The organism is Dactylosporangium sucinum, from assembly GCF_014647515.1.
GTDB classification, from domain to species: Bacteria; Actinomycetota; Actinomycetes; order Mycobacteriales; family Micromonosporaceae; genus Dactylosporangium; species Dactylosporangium sucinum.
On the sequence record NZ_BMPI01000082.1, the window covers coordinates 1 to 14,990 of the forward strand.

The 14,990-nt window shown below is 70.3% G+C and carries 11 protein-coding genes; 2 read left to right on the top strand and 9 right to left on the bottom strand.

The features are described from left to right. On the bottom strand, positions 1 to 295 hold a 295-nt coding region (locus tag IEZ31_RS48010), incomplete at its 3' end, for an endo-1,4-beta-xylanase (protein WP_190256824.1). A 315-nt stretch (positions 296 to 610) separates the two neighbouring features. Further along, positions 611 to 1,594 carry a PaaX family transcriptional regulator gene (locus IEZ31_RS48015; RefSeq protein ID WP_190256825.1) on the bottom strand — a complete coding sequence of 328 codons (984 nt, stop codon included), beginning with the start codon at positions 1,592 to 1,594 and terminating at the stop codon, positions 611 to 613. A 211-nt stretch (positions 1,595 to 1,805) separates the two neighbouring features. On the opposite strand from IEZ31_RS48015, the gene IEZ31_RS48020 reads away from it, so the two are divergent. After that, a complete protein-coding gene (locus IEZ31_RS48020; RefSeq protein ID WP_190256826.1) occupies positions 1,806 to 3,122 on the top strand; it encodes an extracellular catalytic domain type 1 short-chain-length polyhydroxyalkanoate depolymerase in 1,317 nt (438 codons plus the stop codon). 80 nt (positions 3,123 to 3,202) lie between these two features. Here the strand turns inward: IEZ31_RS48020 and IEZ31_RS48025 are convergent, their stop codons facing one another. Continuing rightward, a complete protein-coding gene (locus IEZ31_RS48025) occupies positions 3,203 to 4,000 on the bottom strand; it encodes a GNAT family N-acetyltransferase (protein ID WP_190256827.1) in 798 nt (265 codons plus the stop codon). A gap of 36 nt (positions 4,001 to 4,036) precedes the next feature. Beyond that, positions 4,037 to 5,899, bottom strand: a complete 1,863-nt coding sequence (locus IEZ31_RS48030) for an elongation factor G (RefSeq protein ID WP_190256828.1) — start codon at positions 5,897 to 5,899, stop codon at positions 4,037 to 4,039. Positions 5,900 to 6,102: 203 nt separating this feature from the next. On the opposite strand from IEZ31_RS48030, the gene IEZ31_RS48035 reads away from it, so the two are divergent. Continuing rightward, positions 6,103 to 6,987, top strand: coding sequence for a helix-hairpin-helix domain-containing protein (locus IEZ31_RS48035; RefSeq protein WP_229836994.1), 885 nt, complete (start codon positions 6,103 to 6,105; stop codon positions 6,985 to 6,987). A 47-nt stretch (positions 6,988 to 7,034) separates the two neighbouring features. On the opposite strand, the gene IEZ31_RS48040 is transcribed toward IEZ31_RS48035, so the two are convergent. From IEZ31_RS48040 to IEZ31_RS48060, 5 genes are all read right to left on the bottom strand, one after another. Next, positions 7,035 to 8,033 (bottom strand): hypothetical protein, encoded by a 999-nt coding sequence (locus IEZ31_RS48040; RefSeq protein ID WP_190256829.1) that lies wholly within the window; start codon positions 8,031 to 8,033, stop codon positions 7,035 to 7,037. Positions 8,034 to 8,089: 56 nt separating this feature from the next. Further along, a complete protein-coding gene (locus IEZ31_RS48045) occupies positions 8,090 to 8,440 on the bottom strand; it encodes a PadR family transcriptional regulator (protein WP_190256830.1) in 351 nt (116 codons plus the stop codon). Positions 8,441 to 8,566: 126 nt separating this feature from the next. Continuing rightward, positions 8,567 to 9,295: a DinB family protein gene (locus IEZ31_RS48050; protein ID WP_190256831.1), complete on the bottom strand. Its 729-nt coding sequence runs from the start codon at positions 9,293 to 9,295 to the stop codon at positions 8,567 to 8,569. 228 nt (positions 9,296 to 9,523) lie between these two features. Then, entirely contained in the window at positions 9,524 to 9,727 is a 204-nt protein-coding gene (locus IEZ31_RS48055; RefSeq protein ID WP_190256857.1) for a cold-shock protein, read from the bottom strand. A 365-nt stretch (positions 9,728 to 10,092) separates the two neighbouring features. Next, complete coding sequence (locus IEZ31_RS48060) at positions 10,093 to 14,895, bottom strand: family 43 glycosylhydrolase (RefSeq protein WP_190256832.1); 4,803 nt, start codon at positions 14,893 to 14,895, stop codon at positions 10,093 to 10,095. Positions 14,896 to 14,990: the final 95 nt, after the last annotated feature.

Here is a 14,990-nt window from a genome sequence, read left to right on the forward strand (position 1 = left end):
AGTTGAACTGCCCCCGCTGGGGCTCCGTCGCGTCCGGCTTCATCTCGTTCTCGGCCGTCACCATGTTGAACTCACGGCCGGCGATCGTGCTGTACGTCGAGTCGCCGAGCCGGCTTGCGGCGATCGCCGTGCCGAAGTAGCGGCCCGACTGCGCGGCTGCCGCACCGAGCGTGCTGGCCGCGGCGTTCGCGTTGGGGATCATCATCATCACCGTGCCGGCCGCGACGACGGCGACGGCACCGCCGATCGCGGCTCTGAGCCGCAACGATCGTCTCCGCGGGGTGTTGGTTGCCACGAGGGCCTCCTTCTCGATGCTGCGGTCCGGACCGCCGGCCACCGCCCGCGCGGCAGGCGGGAGCCGCTACGTGAGCAGAAGGGTGTCGGCGGGATCGCACGGCCCGGACCGCAAGAGTGGTGGGCTTCAATGCCGAGCAATGCTGGCACGGCGGCATCGACGAGACAACATTTTTCGAAAAGATTCCGGAAGCTGTACCGCCATGACTCGCTGGCGAGTGCGTTCTCCTGAAGCATCGGCCGCCTGTCAGGGCTGGCAGGCGGCGTACGAACCGCCGGTACTTTCGGAGAATTCCCGGAAGTGCTTCGCGGCTGTTCACGGCGCGGACGCGGACGGTGCCGGGACGGACTCCACGCCGGCGAGGAGGTCGGCGACCGTGTGCGCCCGGACGCCGTCCGGCGATCCCATCGCATGGCTCGCGGCGACGGCACGGACGTGCTGCTCGGCGGTCCCGACCAGGCCGTCGTAGACCGCGGTGAACACCTCCAGGGCGGCCGGGCGCTGCCACCCCGGCGGCAGCAGGCGGACGGGCAGCCGTGGGTCGAGCACCGCGAAGCGCCGGAAGGTGTCCATGATCTCGGTGCGGGCCCGGATCGCCTCCGCCCCGCCGACGCGCCCGCCGCGAATCCGCGGCAGCAGCGAGCGCCATCGCCGGACGAAGGCGTCGTACTGCTCGGCGATGCCCGCGATGTCCCAGGCCTGCAGCGGATCGCGACCGGCGCCCGCGTCGAGCTCGACGTGCCGGGCCCGGAACACGGTCATCGCTCCCCCGGCGACCTGCGCGAGCTGCTCGGCGGCCGGCGCGGGGAGCGGATGCGGCGAGACCCACAGGCCGTCGTACAGCGGCGCGTACCCCTGCCACCGCAGCTGGCCGCGCAGCGCCCGGCGGCGCGTGCGCTCCTCCTGCGGCAGCGAGAAGGCGATGAGCGTCCACCACTCGTCCCACGGTTCGGCGCCGGCCATCGACGACACGATCCAGCGTCCGCCGGCCGAGATCTGGGCCGCGGCCGCCGGAGCCAGCCGGTACGAGCTGTGCTTGCCGTGCCGGCTGCCCTCCAGCACCCCGCGGCGCGCGAGCCGGCTGATCGCCGCCCGGGCGCCCGCCTCGCTCACGCCGGCCTCGGTGAGCAGCGCCACGACGGCCGCTGACGGCAGCCGCGCCCCGGTGCGCAGGGTGTAGTCGGCGAGCAGGGTGACCGCCAGGCCCTGCGGGGCCGCGCCCGCCTGCCGCCGGGGAAGCCGGACCGCCGCCGCGTCCTCGTCCGGGAAGATCTCCTCGATGTCGAACGCGTTGGCCACGGACGCTCCGGCGGTGTCAGGTCGGTCGGTCGCCCCGACTGTAGCCCTCTCCGGGAGTTAACAACATCGATTGACACTTTCGCGCTCCGGGGGCACACTATGTGCCGCGCGATAGGTGGGAGCCGCGCCGTTCTCGTCGATCGGACCCGCGGGCCGCACGTGCAGGCCCGCCGGTCCCTGCTGCCGTCCACGGCAGCGAAGGAGGAGGCGTATGAGATCCAAGCGGACCATCGTGCTCGGATCGGCCGCGTTGCTCGTGGTCGCCGGGCTGACCCTCGCCGCGCTGCGGCCCGCCTACGCGGCCACACTCACCGAGGTCACCAACTTCGGCACGAACCCGGGCGGCATGCGTATGCACGTCTACGTGCCCACGTCCCGGCCGCCCAACCCGGCCATCGTCGTGGCCATGCACGGCTGCGGCGGATCGGGACCCGGCTTCTACTCCGGCAGTGAGTTCGCCGGCCTGGCCGACCGGCACGGGTTCATCGTCATCTACCCGACCGCGACCCAGCAGGCCGGCTTCGGCAACTGCTTCGACACCTGGTCCGAGGCGGCCAAGCGGCGCGGCGGCGGCAGCGATCCGGTGTCGATCGTGTCGATGGTGACGTACGTGCAGCGGCAGTACGGCGGCGACCCGGACCGCGTCTACGCCACCGGCAGTTCGTCCGGCGGCATGATGACCAACGAGATGCTGGCCCTCTACCCCGACGTGTTCAAGGCCGGCGCGGCGTTCATGGGCGTGCCGTTCACCTGCTTCGCCAACGCCGCCGACTACCCGCCCGGCAGCAGCCGGTGCACCGGCGGCAGCATGGACCGCACGCCGCAGCAGTGGGGCGACGCGGTCCGCCAGGCCTACCCCGGCTACACCGGGCCCCGGCCACGCGTCCAACTCTGGCACGGCACCGGCGACACGCTCGTGCCCTACCGGCTGCTGCAGGAAGAGATCGAGCAGTGGACCGACGTGTTCGGCATCAGCCAGACACCGACCGCCACGGACACCCCGCAGGCCGGCTGGAACCGGCACCGCTACGCCGACGCGTCCGGCACCGTCCAGGTCGAGGCGTACAGCATCCAGGGCGCCGGGCACAGCCTTCCGTCCACGGGCATGGCCGCGTCCGCGATCGCGTTCTTCGGCCTCAACGGTACCGGTGGCACGCCGAGCGCCACCGCCTCGTCCACGCCGCCGGCGTCGAGCCCGCCTCCGGCCACCAGCGCGTGCCGCGTCAGCGACACCGTCAACGCCTGGAACACCGGGCTGACTGCGAGCATCACCATCACGAACACCGGCAACGCCGCCGTCAACGGCTGGACCCTGGCGTTCACGCTGCCCGCCGGGCAGACCATCACCTCCGGCTGGAACGCCCAGTTCAGCCCGACCAGCGGGGCGGTGACCGCGCGGAACGTCAGCTACAACGCCACCATCCCACCGGGCGCGTCGACGACCATCGGCTTCCAGGCCACACACACCGGCAACACCGGCCGGCCGGCGACGTTCACCCTCAACGGCGCCGCCTGCGCCGTGAGCTGACGACACGAGCCGCCCGGCCTCGGCGCCCGATCCCCTCCCTGGTGGGAGGCGACGGCCGAGCCGGGCGGTCCGCCGGCAGCTCAGCCGAGGCCGGGTGAGTAGACCCAGGTGACCGGCAGCTGCACGTCGGGAGTGTGCATCGCCAGGTCGTAGTCCTCGATCCGGAACCCGGCGCGGAGCAGCGCGTTCACGGCCGGATGCGGGCCGGGCAGGCAGAGGGCGACCGCCGCGGTGCCGAGGCATCGCAACGCGGCGGTGAGGGTCTCCGCCGCGTCCGGTCCGCCCGGGCAGGTCAGATGGGTGAGCGTACCGCCTTCCGCGACGCCCGCGGCCACCAGCTGCGAACCTCGGTGCACGAGCACGCCGGCGCCGGACCAGTAGTCGTAGGCGGCGGCACGCACGCCGCCGGTCAGCTCCCGGTCCGCTGCGGCCACGGCCGCGGCCTCGACGGCCGTCGCGACACACGACCCGTCGCCGCGGGCGGGCGCCGGCCCCGTGAGGTACAGCAACGGCCACGCCGGCCGCAGCCCGGCACGCACGTACAGCGGCAGTGCATGCGGGTGCCGGGAGCTGAACGTGAAACGCCCACCGGCCCGCTGGTCCGGCCACAGCTCGCGCAGCAGCGCTCCGCCGAGGCCGCGGCCGTGATGGTGCGGGTCGACGAAGAGGTCGGTGAGCATCCAGCCCAGCGGGCCGGTCGCGGTGGCGCCCCAGCCGAGCACGTTGCCGCCCTCATCGCGGGCCACCCGGACGGTACCGTTGCGCAGCAGATGCGACACGTACGCCGGGTCGGCGCCCGAACCGGCCTCCACCTGGCCAACCGCCCGGCTGATCCGGGCAATGGACGCCAGGTCGCCGGGCGTAGCCAGCTCGATCAACACCCGTTCCTTCTACCAGACTGCGCAGCACGCGGGTCATCCACGGCGCGGTGGCTTTCCGCGGACCGGGCGGTGACCGGCGAACGCGGCCTCGAGCACCCCTTCGCCGCCGGTCACCTCCGGCAGCATCCGGTGCAGCTCCTGAGCGTCCGCCGCGGTCAGCACCGCCACGATCACCATCTCGTCCGCCCGAACCACCTGGTCCTCCACCGTCGCCCCCAGCTTGCTGAGCAGGCTCAGCACTCCGCTGGTCGCCCGTGCGGGCACATCGAGGGTCACCCGGGCCAGCGGTTCGCAGACCACCGTCCCACCGGCGGCCAGCGCCTGCGCCACGACGATCGGCGTGAGCTTGCGGAAATCCTGCGCCGTGCTCGTCGGCCCGCGCAGCGACGGCGGCCCGTCGGCGACGCTGTAGCCCGAGTCGGTCATCGTCACCACGCAATCGGTCACCGGCCACCCGTGCGGACCGGCGGCGAGCGCGTCGCGTACGTAGCCGCCCATCGCCTCCTGGAACAGCTCCAGCGTCCGGTAGACGTACAGCGGCGCCAGCCGGTAGTCCACGGGCACGTGCACCGTCACGCCCGAGCCGGACGGCCCCGGCTCGACCCGCAACCCGATCGTGGCCTGATAGGGATTCGACGGCGTGTTCAGCCGCTGCAGCCCCTCGCCGGTCGCGTTCGGCCGCTCCACGCACAGGGTCGTGGTCTGCAGGAAGTCTGCGTCGACGCCGAAGTCGGCGGCCAGGGTGGTCTGGATGACCTCCTTCTGCACCTCGCCGTAGAGCGACACGGCCGTGCCGTCACGCTCGTCCGCGCGTACGTTGATCAGCGGATCCTGCTCGGCCAGCAGCATCAGCGCCGAGCGCAGCCGCCCGCCGTCCCCCGGGCGGCGGGCAACGGCGAGCGCTTCCAGCATCGGCGGCGCGAAGTGATGGTCCGTCTGCCTGGCGCCGTCGCCCAGGGTGTCTCCGACGCGAACGCCCGCGAGGCCGCGCAGCGCCGCGATCTGGCCCGCTGCCACCGTGTCGCGCCGCACCCACACGCCGCTGTCGAGCATGTGGATCGCCGTGATCCGGTCGCGGCCGCCGGTCGGATGATCGCGTACCTGGAGCTGGCCGTCGAACATACGCACGTAGGCCACCTTCTCGCCGGCGGGTCCTCGCTCCACCTTGAAGATCCGGCCCCGCAGCGGCCGGGCGGGCTCGCCGGCGGCCGTGGGCAGCAGCTCCGCCAGGCCCGCCATCAGCTCATCCACCCCGGCGCCGGTCATCGCCGAACCCTCGAACACCGGGTGCACGGCGCACCGGGCCGTCTGGGCCGCCAGCTCGGCGCGCAGCCGCCGGGCCGTGAGGCTCGCCTCATCCTCCACGTACTCCCGTAGCAGCGCATCGTCCGCACTGGTCAATGCGTCGGCCAGAGCCGCGGTGGGCGCGGTGGCGGGCACCACCGTCACGTCCAGGCGCCGCGCGATCTCCGCGTAGACGCGCTGCGCGTCGGCGCCGCGCCGATCCGTCTTGTTGATGAAGATCAGTGTGGGTACGCGCAGCCGCCGCAACGCCCGCATCAACAGGCGGGTCTGCGGCTGGACGCCCTCGACGGCGGACACGACCAGCACGGCCCCGTCGAGCACGCCGAGAACCCGGTCGACCTCGGCGATGAAATCCGGGTGCCCGGGAGTGTCGATGATGTTGACCTCGGTGCTGCCGATGCGCAGCGATGCGACGGCCGAGCGAATGGTGATGCCCCGCTGGCGCTCCAGCGCCAGCGAGTCGGTCTGGGTCGTGCCGGAGTCAACGCTGCCGAACTGGTCGATGACCCCGGCCGCGTGGAGCAGCCGTTCGGTCAGCGTGGTCTTACCGGCGTCGACATGTGCCAGAATCCCGAGGTTGAGCGTGCGCACAGCGCGCAGCGGATGCGAAGACAAACGTCACGTCCTTCGAGCGAATGGGCAACAGAGCTCCGAAAGAGATGAACGTCGCTCGCATGTCTGCTCCTTGCTCGATGGATGTGCTCGCGCGCCAGGAAATCACATCGAGTTTCCCGGGCACGACCGAATTATCCATCCGCCCGTGAGTTGAGTGGTACTTGAAGCTCCAGTGCGTCATGGCTGCCAACGCGCGGTGGCGTGTGCTGAACTGGGGCGTGCAGATTCGTCCCGAAGAACTGGCGGCGATCCGTGCCGGCGATGTCGACGTGGCGTTCCGCCGGTGGGAACGGCCTCGTGTCAGGGTCGGCACCCGGATGCGCACCGCGGTCGGCCTGGTCGAGGTCACGTCCGTCGATCGCGTGCTGGAGAGATCGCTGACCGCCGCGGACGCCCGCCGGGCCGGCGCGGCGTCGCTGGCCGCGCTCCGGCAGGGGTTGGACCGCCTCCACCCCGAGCGGCCGGTGTACCGGATCGGGCTACGGTACGCGGGCGTCGACCCGCGGCACGCGCTGCGGGAGGCGGTACCCGACGCTGCGGAGATCGACGCGATCGTCGCGTGGCTCGACCGGCTCGACCGCGCCTCGCCGACCGGGCCTTGGACCCGGGCGACGCTCCTGCTGATCGACGAACTGCCGGCTACCCGGGCACCCGACCTCGCACAACGGATGGGGCGCGACACCCCGTCGTTCAAACAGAACGTGCGCAAGCTGAAGGAGCGCGGCCTGACCGAGTCGCTCGACATCGGGTACCGGCTCTCGGCACGCGGCGCCGCCGTCCTGGACCACGAGGGCCATCCCCGGTTGGCCCAGCGCGGGTCGGCACCGGAGCCGGGCATCCCGCTGCCACACCTCGGCGCAGCCGCGACACGTGCGCTCAACGCGCTCGGCGTAGTCCGGCTCGAACAGGTGGCCGGACTCAGCGAGGGCGAGGTGCAGGCACTGCACGGAGTCGGGCCCTACGCCATTCGCCACCTACGAGCGGCGATGGACGCGGCCGGACTGGCGTTCCGCGACGATCCTGGCGCGTCCCGGCAGGCCGGCATCACACCGGAGACGTCCTGAATCCGCGCCACGGTCGTGGTTCGTGACCGCCGTCCGGCGCCGGAGTATTACGCCGACGCTGAGGGCGCGCCGCAGGTTGGGCAACGACCCGCGTCGGTGCGGACCGGCCGGCCGCCTGACGGCAGTCGGCCCCGCGCCGCGATGGCCAGCGGCATCGAAACCAGGCCGACCGCCATTACCAGCACTGACGCGGCCACCATGGATGACCACGCCGGGGTGACGGGCCTGCCGGGGCCGCTGTCGTCGAGCATCGCACCGAGCGAGTTCAATGCCAGCATTCCGATCGGCGTGAGCAGGATCAGCAGCGCCCAGACGCCGCGGTAGTCGTGCCGGGCGGCCAGGCCGAGCGCGAGCAGCGCCCCGCCGATCAGCAGTGTCACCGCAGCGGCAGGCAATGCCGTCGCGGCGGCTTCGTAGTAGTAGCCGCCGGCGAAGACGAAGCGCGGCGCGGCGCTGGCGGCGACCGGCACGCTCGCTGCCGCGGCGGCGAGCGGTATCAGCCGAACCCACCAGGGTTGCCGTCCGGCCGCGCCGAGCGCGACGATACCGAGCACGACCTGGGGCAGCAGCACCAACAACGGCGGCCGGGGCATTCCGGTCAGCACGACGCCCGCAGTCACCAACACGGCGAGGCCGACCGCCCACCGGAACCACCGGCCGGGCGCGACAACGTACACGACGACGGCCAGCAGCCAGGCTGCCCACACTGCGACGCCGAGCGACAAGAAAGGCCTGCGATACGGAAACCACGGCGCCCAGGGCACCACCGCCTCGAAGATCGCCCACCCAGTCGCGAGCGCGGCCAGCGTGGCCAGCGCGAGCACGCCGGCGAGCCGGAAACCGGGACCGAGGCCTTGCGCGACCCGCAGGTGCTGGCGCAGCCCACCGACCGCGAGGTCCGCGACGTCGTCTGCCGAGGGTCTCTTGCGGTCGGGCGCGGCCAGGGACAGGTAGGTGTCCACCAACTCCGAACCACGCTCCCGCCGATAGCCGGCCGGGTAGAACAGCGCCGCCCAGCGCGCATAGCGGCGTTCCAGATCGGTCATGGTCGAGCCTCCCTGGTCCTGCCCTTCCGGGCGATCATGCCGGCGTTCCGCCGGGCTCATGCGACCCCTCCACTGAGGCGGGGCGCAGCCTGGAAGGCGCGCAACCGAGCGGTTGCGGCATCGACGTTGCGGCGCATGCGTTCGGTCTCGGCGGCCAGCACCTCGCCGCCGGACTCGGCGAGCCGGTAGTAGCGGCGCAACCGGCCCTCGACGATCTCCTCGTGGTCGACGCGCACCAGGCCGGCGTCGACCAGCCGGTCGAGCGCCCCATACAGCGTGCCGGGCCGCAGCGAGATGCGGCCGCCGGACAACCGGTCCACCTCGGCAATCAAGCCGTACCCATGCAAAGGCTCGCCGGCCAGGGCAGTGAGGATCAAGAACGTGGGCTCGCGCAGCGGGGTCTCCACGCGAGCCAATATATCGGCTGCGAAGGTATGACGGAAGCTGGCCCCACCGCCGGACACAACCCGGATACAGCTGCGTCGTCACCGCAGGGTATCCACATGACCGCGACTGTCACGCTCAGAGTTCGCTCATGAACCCTGTAAAGAGCCCTGATGCGACAGTTTGTCCAGGTCACGCTTGCAGAACCGGTGGTGAGCCCATTCCTCGTCGAGCACAGTGCCGAGACATTGCCGCACTGTCCGCCCCTTGGCGTACGGGGGCCATCTGTCGTCGTCCGGGACCGGCGCGGTCTTCGCGAGCTGATCCGGCGTGACCTCGGCCAGCCAGGTCTCGATCTCTGAAGCCTGCCGGACTCGCACGGCGAGCACCTCGTCGAGGCTCGGCTGGGCGGACGGGTCGAGCCCGTCCGCCTGGTCCATGACGAACGGTGGACCCAGTCCCATGGCCGTGAACGGCTCGGTGAGCCCGAGCACGCAGCGCCGGAACCAGGAGTCGTGCACGAAGACAAGGTGGCGCAAGGTTTCGACCATTGACCACTCGCCGTCGACGCCGTGATGTTCGCTGTTCTCGGGCATGGACCGAACTCGCCCGGTAGTCGTCGCCCAATCGTCCCGCAGTTGCTGCCAGGCCTCTCGCAGGTCGTCCGGCCGATCTGAGCGGATCAGCAGCCGAACCGGGTGACGACGGTCGAGCTCCGCCTCGACGTACGACATCACCTCGACCCCGTTGACCACAAGATTGGTGACCAGGCCGTCGATCTCGGCGTCCTGCATGACCACGCCGACCATCCGCGCTCTACTCAGGTCGCACTCGCGGAATTCTGCGCCGGTGAGGTCCTCATCGTGGAAGCGTTGCATGCAGACAGGCTAGTTTGCACCGCACACGCCACGCCCGGATCTGCCGCGGCGGGAGTTGTGGCGTTCATCCCGAAGAGCGTGCGTCTGATCTTGTTTGGCGCTGGCCAGTCCGGTGCCCGCGGCCCCGATGAGAGGTTGCGCTTCGCAACATCACGCCGGAAAGCCGGGGCACCGCATGCTGGGCATGCGGCGCCCCGGCGGCGCTCAGGTCTTCTTGCCAGGACCGAGTCAGAGGCTGCGGACGTTCTCCGCCTGAGGACCCTTCTGGCCCTGGGTCACCTCGTACTCCACCTTCTGGCCTTCCGCAAGCTCACGGTATCCACTACTGGCGATGGCGGAGTAGTGGACGAAGACGTCCGGTCCGCCGTCATCCTGCGAGATGAAGCCGAAGCCCTTTTCGGAGTTGAACCACTTGACAGTACCGCTAGCCACACTTTCCTCCTGATAGCGGAAGCCGTTCCCTCGCCAATCGTCGGCGATGAACTTCCGCACCCGCCGTACCATACCTGCTTGCGGCATGAGCCTCGCTACCGAGGGTGTTCATCCACACTCCGACGATCGCGGACCGGGCTCGAGTTCGGAGCGGCGCTTGGGTCACAGGCCCAGTATCGGCGGTTGCCGGTTGGCCTCGACCGTGCGCAAGTCTGCTGGCCGCCGCGTCGTGGTCCCCGCGCTGCAGCGCGAGCCGGGCCAGGCAGAGCATCGCGTCTGCGCTGCCCGGCCATCGACGCCGAGCGACGATGGAACCCATCAGGAGGGCTGCCGGTTACAGTCCTCCTGATGGGGTCGGTCCAGCGTTACCGGAGCTTGAACCGCGCGGTGAGGCTCGACCCGTCGGCTGTCGTGGCCGATACCTCGTAGCAAGCGCCGGGGTTGGCGGGGGTCTTCCAGTTGTACCGGAAGTGGCCGCCGTTGTACGTCAGGGTGGTGTTACCGGTGCTGAGCGTCTCGACCTCGGACGTCGGTGCGCTGGCGTCGCACGAGACCTGCTTGACGTTCATCGTGACCAGCGCCGGGTCGGTCAGTTCGGTGGTGTTCGAAAAGACCTGGAACTTCATGGGTACGGTGCTGCCGCCCTTGACCGTGTTGACCACGCTGCCCATGTCGACCGGGCTGTCGAAGCCCTTCAGCGTCCACGGCAGCACGGTGTACGTCTGCTGGGCCGTTGCCACGTTGCCCGCGCGGTCGGTCGCCGTTGCGGTGATCGTGTGCGTGCCCACGTCGGTGCGGTAGCCGCTGACGACGCAGCCCGCCGGGCCGGAGGTGGCGTCGGCTGCGGTGCACGTGGGCGCGGCCGGGACCGAGCCGAAGTACACGATGCCGACCGTGGTGGAGAACGCCGCTGTCGGAGCGATCACGTCGACCTTGACGGTCAGGGACCACGGTTCACTCCACCAGAGGTTGACTCCCTGCGCCCGGTACTCGATGCGGTGGACGCCGTCCGGTAGTGCGACCGGTTCCCGGTAGGGGAACCAGCCTTCCCCGTCGAGCTGGTACTCGATCAGCCGTACCCCCGGGCCGGCGGTGAGTGTCAGGGCCGCGCCGGCGCCGTACCAGCCGTCGACGCCCGGGTTGGAGACCGTGGCCTCGGGCTGGCCACCTTCGTAGCGCAACGGCGCGACGCTGGTCAGCGTCGGGGTCACCGGCCGGATCGTGCCGTCTGCGTTGAAGTAGAGGCGGTCGATGGTGGTTTCCCGGTGTGTACCGTCGCCGCCCGGGATCGCGAAGCGGTGGTACGCGATGTACCAGTCGTCGGTGCCGGGGACCTGGAGGACGGAGTGGTGCCCGGTGCCGAGGATGCCCTGACTGACGTCCTTGGTGAGGATTTCGCCCTTGCTGGTGAACGGTCCCAGCGGGCCGGCGCCGGTGCCGTAGCCGACGCGGTAGTTCTCGCTGCGGGTGTCGTCGATGGACCAGGACAGGTAGTAGGTGCCGTTTCGCTTGTGCAGGAACAGGCCCTCACGGAAGCCGGTGAGGTTGGTCAGCTGTACCCGCTTGGCCACGTCGTAGGAGATCATGTCCTCGTTGAGCGGGACCACGTAGGCGTTGCCGTTGCCCCAGTAGAGGTAGCTGGTGCCGTCGTCGTCGGTGAAGACCGCAGGGTCGATCTGCTGGGCGCCGTTGTAGTCGGCCTTGTTCACCAGCGGCTTGCCGAGCGGGTCGACGAACGGCCCGAGCGGCGAGTCCGACACGGCGACGCCGATGTTCTGCGCCGCCGAGAAGTAGAAGTAGTACTTCCCGTTCTTCTCGACGGCCGCCGGGGCCCAGGCATTGGTGTCGGCCCATGCGATGTCCGGTCCGAGGTCCAGGATGGTGCCGTGTTCGGTCCAGTCGACCAGGTTCCGGCTCGACCACACCTTGAATGTGGAGCTGCTCCAACCGGGGTAGCCGTCGGTGGTGGCGTAGATGTAGTAGGTCTCGCCGAACCGGACGATGTTCGGGTCGGCGTTGAATCCGGGCAGGACCGGGGAGCGCATCGCCACGGCTCGCACGGTCCACTCGCGGGTAGCGCCGGATTGGCTGGTGACGGTCAACTTGACCGGCGACGAGTAGTCCCGCGGTCCGGCCGGCGTGATCGTGGAGGTCGGGGCGACCCGGTAGGCCGGGTCGAGGTTGCGCAGATCGGTGCCCGGCTTGACCGGGAGGGTGATGGTGCTCGTCGCCGAGTCGATCAGCGCGGCGACCTTCAGGCTGTCCAGCTGCACGGCGGTGACGCTGGTGCCGTTCGCGCCGAGCCCGGCGACCTCGGCGTCGGCGAGCGCCCGGCTGTAGATGGAGAAGTCCCGGACCCGGCCCTTGAGGTACCTGTCGGCGTTGTAGAGGGAACGGCCGATGTAGTTGGCTGTGGTACGACCGTTGCCGATGTCGCCGGGCCGGTTGACCACGCCGGTCTTCTCGGCCAGCTTCGCCCCGTCGAGGTAGATCCGGGCGGTACCGGTGGCATCGAGGGTGTATGTGAGCGTTTTCCACACCCCACGTGGCACGGCGCTCGATCCGGCGGCGGTCTCCTCACCGGTCCAGTTCTTCAGGCTGATGGAGGTCCGGTAGTTGTTGCCGGTGGTGAAGAGGTAGCCATTGCCGGCGCCGCCGGCGTCGGTGTTGCCGAGACCCCAGATGAAGTACGGCGTGGCCTGGTCCGCGGCGATGTTCACGTCCAGGGAGACGGTGATCTCGGTGAGGCCGGACATGATGTTGTCGGGGAGCCGGACGTGGCCGTTGCTGCCGCCGAGGGACAGGGCGCCGTCGCTCCAGCCGGCGCCCCCGGACAGGGTTGCGTGGTAGCCGTTGCCGGAGTCGTCGGTGACCGTGGTGCCCGCGCTCTGGTTGAGCGGATAGTGGGCGACGAGGCCCTGTTCGGTGCGCTTCACCGGGGGTGGTGCGTCGGTCAGGGCGTCGAGTTCCCGCTGGGTGACCGGGATGACCGTGCCGTGACGGGGGCTGGCGGGCAGGCTGTACGCCGCCGGCACGCGCCAGTTCGGGTTGGCGAGGTCGTTGGTGCCGAGCGGGATGTAGCCTCGGCCGCCGTATTCGTCGACGAAGAGGTAGTACGCCGAACCTGAGGTGTCGCCCGGATTCGCCTTGAACACGGTCGGTCCCTCGACGGCCGAGGTGCCGGCCTTGCGGCCGATGCACGAGTCGACCATGGACCAGGCGGGCTTGCCCGGCAGGTCGACGGCGGTCAGCGAGGAGGACTTCTCCTGGATGATGTCCGAGCAGCCGGTACCGCCACCGCCCTCGTCCTTGGTGAACCGGTAGTAGCTGTCGCCGGCCTTGATGACCGTCGAGTCGATGCGCGACTCACCCCGGTCCTGCCAGGCCATGGGTTCGCTGAAGGTGACGAAGTCGCGGGTGGTCGCGGCGAGCATCCGGTTGTAGGTGCTGCCGGTGTGGTTCGGATCGTTCGCGGCGTACAGCTTCGAGGCCCAGAACACCAGGTACTCGCCGCGGGTGTCGTCCCAGTAGGCCTCGGGCGCCCAGGTGTTGCCGGCGGCCGGCGGCGAGACCAGGACGTGCCGCTGCGCGGACCAGCTCACCAGGTCGGTCGATTCCCAGACCTCCAGGTATCGGCTGCCCTGGCGCTGGGCGAGATCCCAGTCGCCGTTGCGGCCGATGGAGAGGTCGGTGGCGATCAGGTAGAACCGGTCGCCTTCCGGGGAGCGGATGAGGAACGGGTCACGCAGTCCCAGCGTGCCGTAGCTGGACTCCAGTTTCGGCTGGCCGCCGTTGACCTCGGTCCAACGCAGGGCGTTGTTGCCGCGGCTGGCCGCGAAGTAGATCTTCTCCCCGGCGATCGAGTTCCCGGTGAAGTAGCTGAAGGCGTAGCCGGCGTACGGGGCGGAGGCAGGCAGCTCGCGGATCGTGAGTTCGACGGCCCGTTCGGCGGTCGCCGTGCCGACGGTGACGGTGGCGGTCACCGTCACTCGTGCATCGCCGGCGCCGTGGGCCGGTCGGCGGACCACACCGTCCGGGGTGACGGTCGCCGGCTGGGCGGAGCGCCACGTGACGGTGGCCCCGTGCAGACCGGTGGTGGGCATGGTCAGGTTGCCCCGCACGTCGTCGGCGTGGACCAGGGACAGCGCGGCCGCCGCCGCGTCGGCCCGGCTCTGGTCCGACTCGGTGGGTAGCACGGTGGCGGTGAATGTCCTGGTGCCACGTGCGGTGCCCCGGGTGAGCGTGGCGGTCATGGTTACCTGGACCGGCCCGGTGGAGGAGGCCGGGCGGGTCACCGTGCCGGCCGGACTGATCGTCGCCGGGTCGCTGGAGGACCAGGCGATCGTCGAGCCGTACGCGCTTGCGGTAGGCAGGGTCAGGTTGCCGGTGATCTTCGACAGATCGCCGAGGTCGAGGGCGGCGGTGTCGGCGGCCACTCGCTTGTCGTCCGGCAACGCGATCGCCGCCGCCTCGTCGGCGCTGAGCGCCCGGTCGTAGATCCGGAAGTTCAGCACCCTGCCCTTGAGGAACCGGTCGCTGGCGTAGTTTGACTTGCCGAGATTGTTGTTGACCGTCGTACCGTTGCCCACAGCGCTGGGCGGCACGGTGACGGCGGTGTTCCGGGCGACCTGCACGCCGTCCTCGTAGAGGGTGCCGGTGGTGCCGGTCTGGGTGTAGGTGATGGACTTCCACACACCGCGGGCGAGGTTCGCGCCCTTGCCGGTCACCTTCTCGCCGGACCAGTTGGTCGTGGTGACCCCGGCACGGAACGCGTCACCGCTGGTGAACAGATAGCCCGTGCCGGACGAGGAAGTTGCCGAGTTGCCCAGACCCCAGATGAAGTACGGGGTCTGCTGGGCCGGGTCGACGTAGACGTCGACGGCGACCGTGATGGACGACAGCCCCGCCATGAGGTTGTTCGGCAGCTTCACGTGGTCGTCGACGCCATCGAGTTGGAGCCCGTTCGCGCCGGTCCACGTGCCGCCGCCGTTGAGGGTGCCGTTGTTGCCGTTGCCAGATGTGTCGATGACCGTGGTACCGGACGTCTGGTTCAGGTCGTAGCGGACCAGCAGGCCGTCGGTGACGTCAGCGGGAGCTGCCGCCGCCGCGGCGGGGACGAGCCCGGTGACCAGCGCCAGCATCGTGCCGGTGGCGAGCAGACGGACCATCGAGCGCGGCGATATGAGGGCGAGAGATGATCGAGGGTGTCGGACGGAAACCGATGACATAGCATTCCTTAACTGGGGTGTTAGCGGTAACAGTG

Coding starts and splice junctions, on each gene's coding strand:
- IEZ31_RS48035 (WP_229836994.1), top strand. CDS start 6,103: ATGGCTGCCAACGCGCGGTGGCGTGTGCTGAACTGGGGCGTGCAGATT.
- IEZ31_RS48040 (WP_190256829.1), bottom strand. CDS start 8,033: ATGACCGATCTGGAACGCCGCTATGCGCGCTGGGCGGCGCTGTTCTAC.
- IEZ31_RS48050 (WP_190256831.1), bottom strand. CDS start 9,295: ATGCAACGCTTCCACGATGAGGACCTCACCGGCGCAGAATTCCGCGAG.
- IEZ31_RS48020 (WP_190256826.1), top strand. CDS start 1,806: ATGAGATCCAAGCGGACCATCGTGCTCGGATCGGCCGCGTTGCTCGTG.
- IEZ31_RS48060 (WP_190256832.1), bottom strand. CDS start 14,895: ATGGTCCGTCTGCTCGCCACCGGCACGATGCTGGCGCTGGTCACCGGG.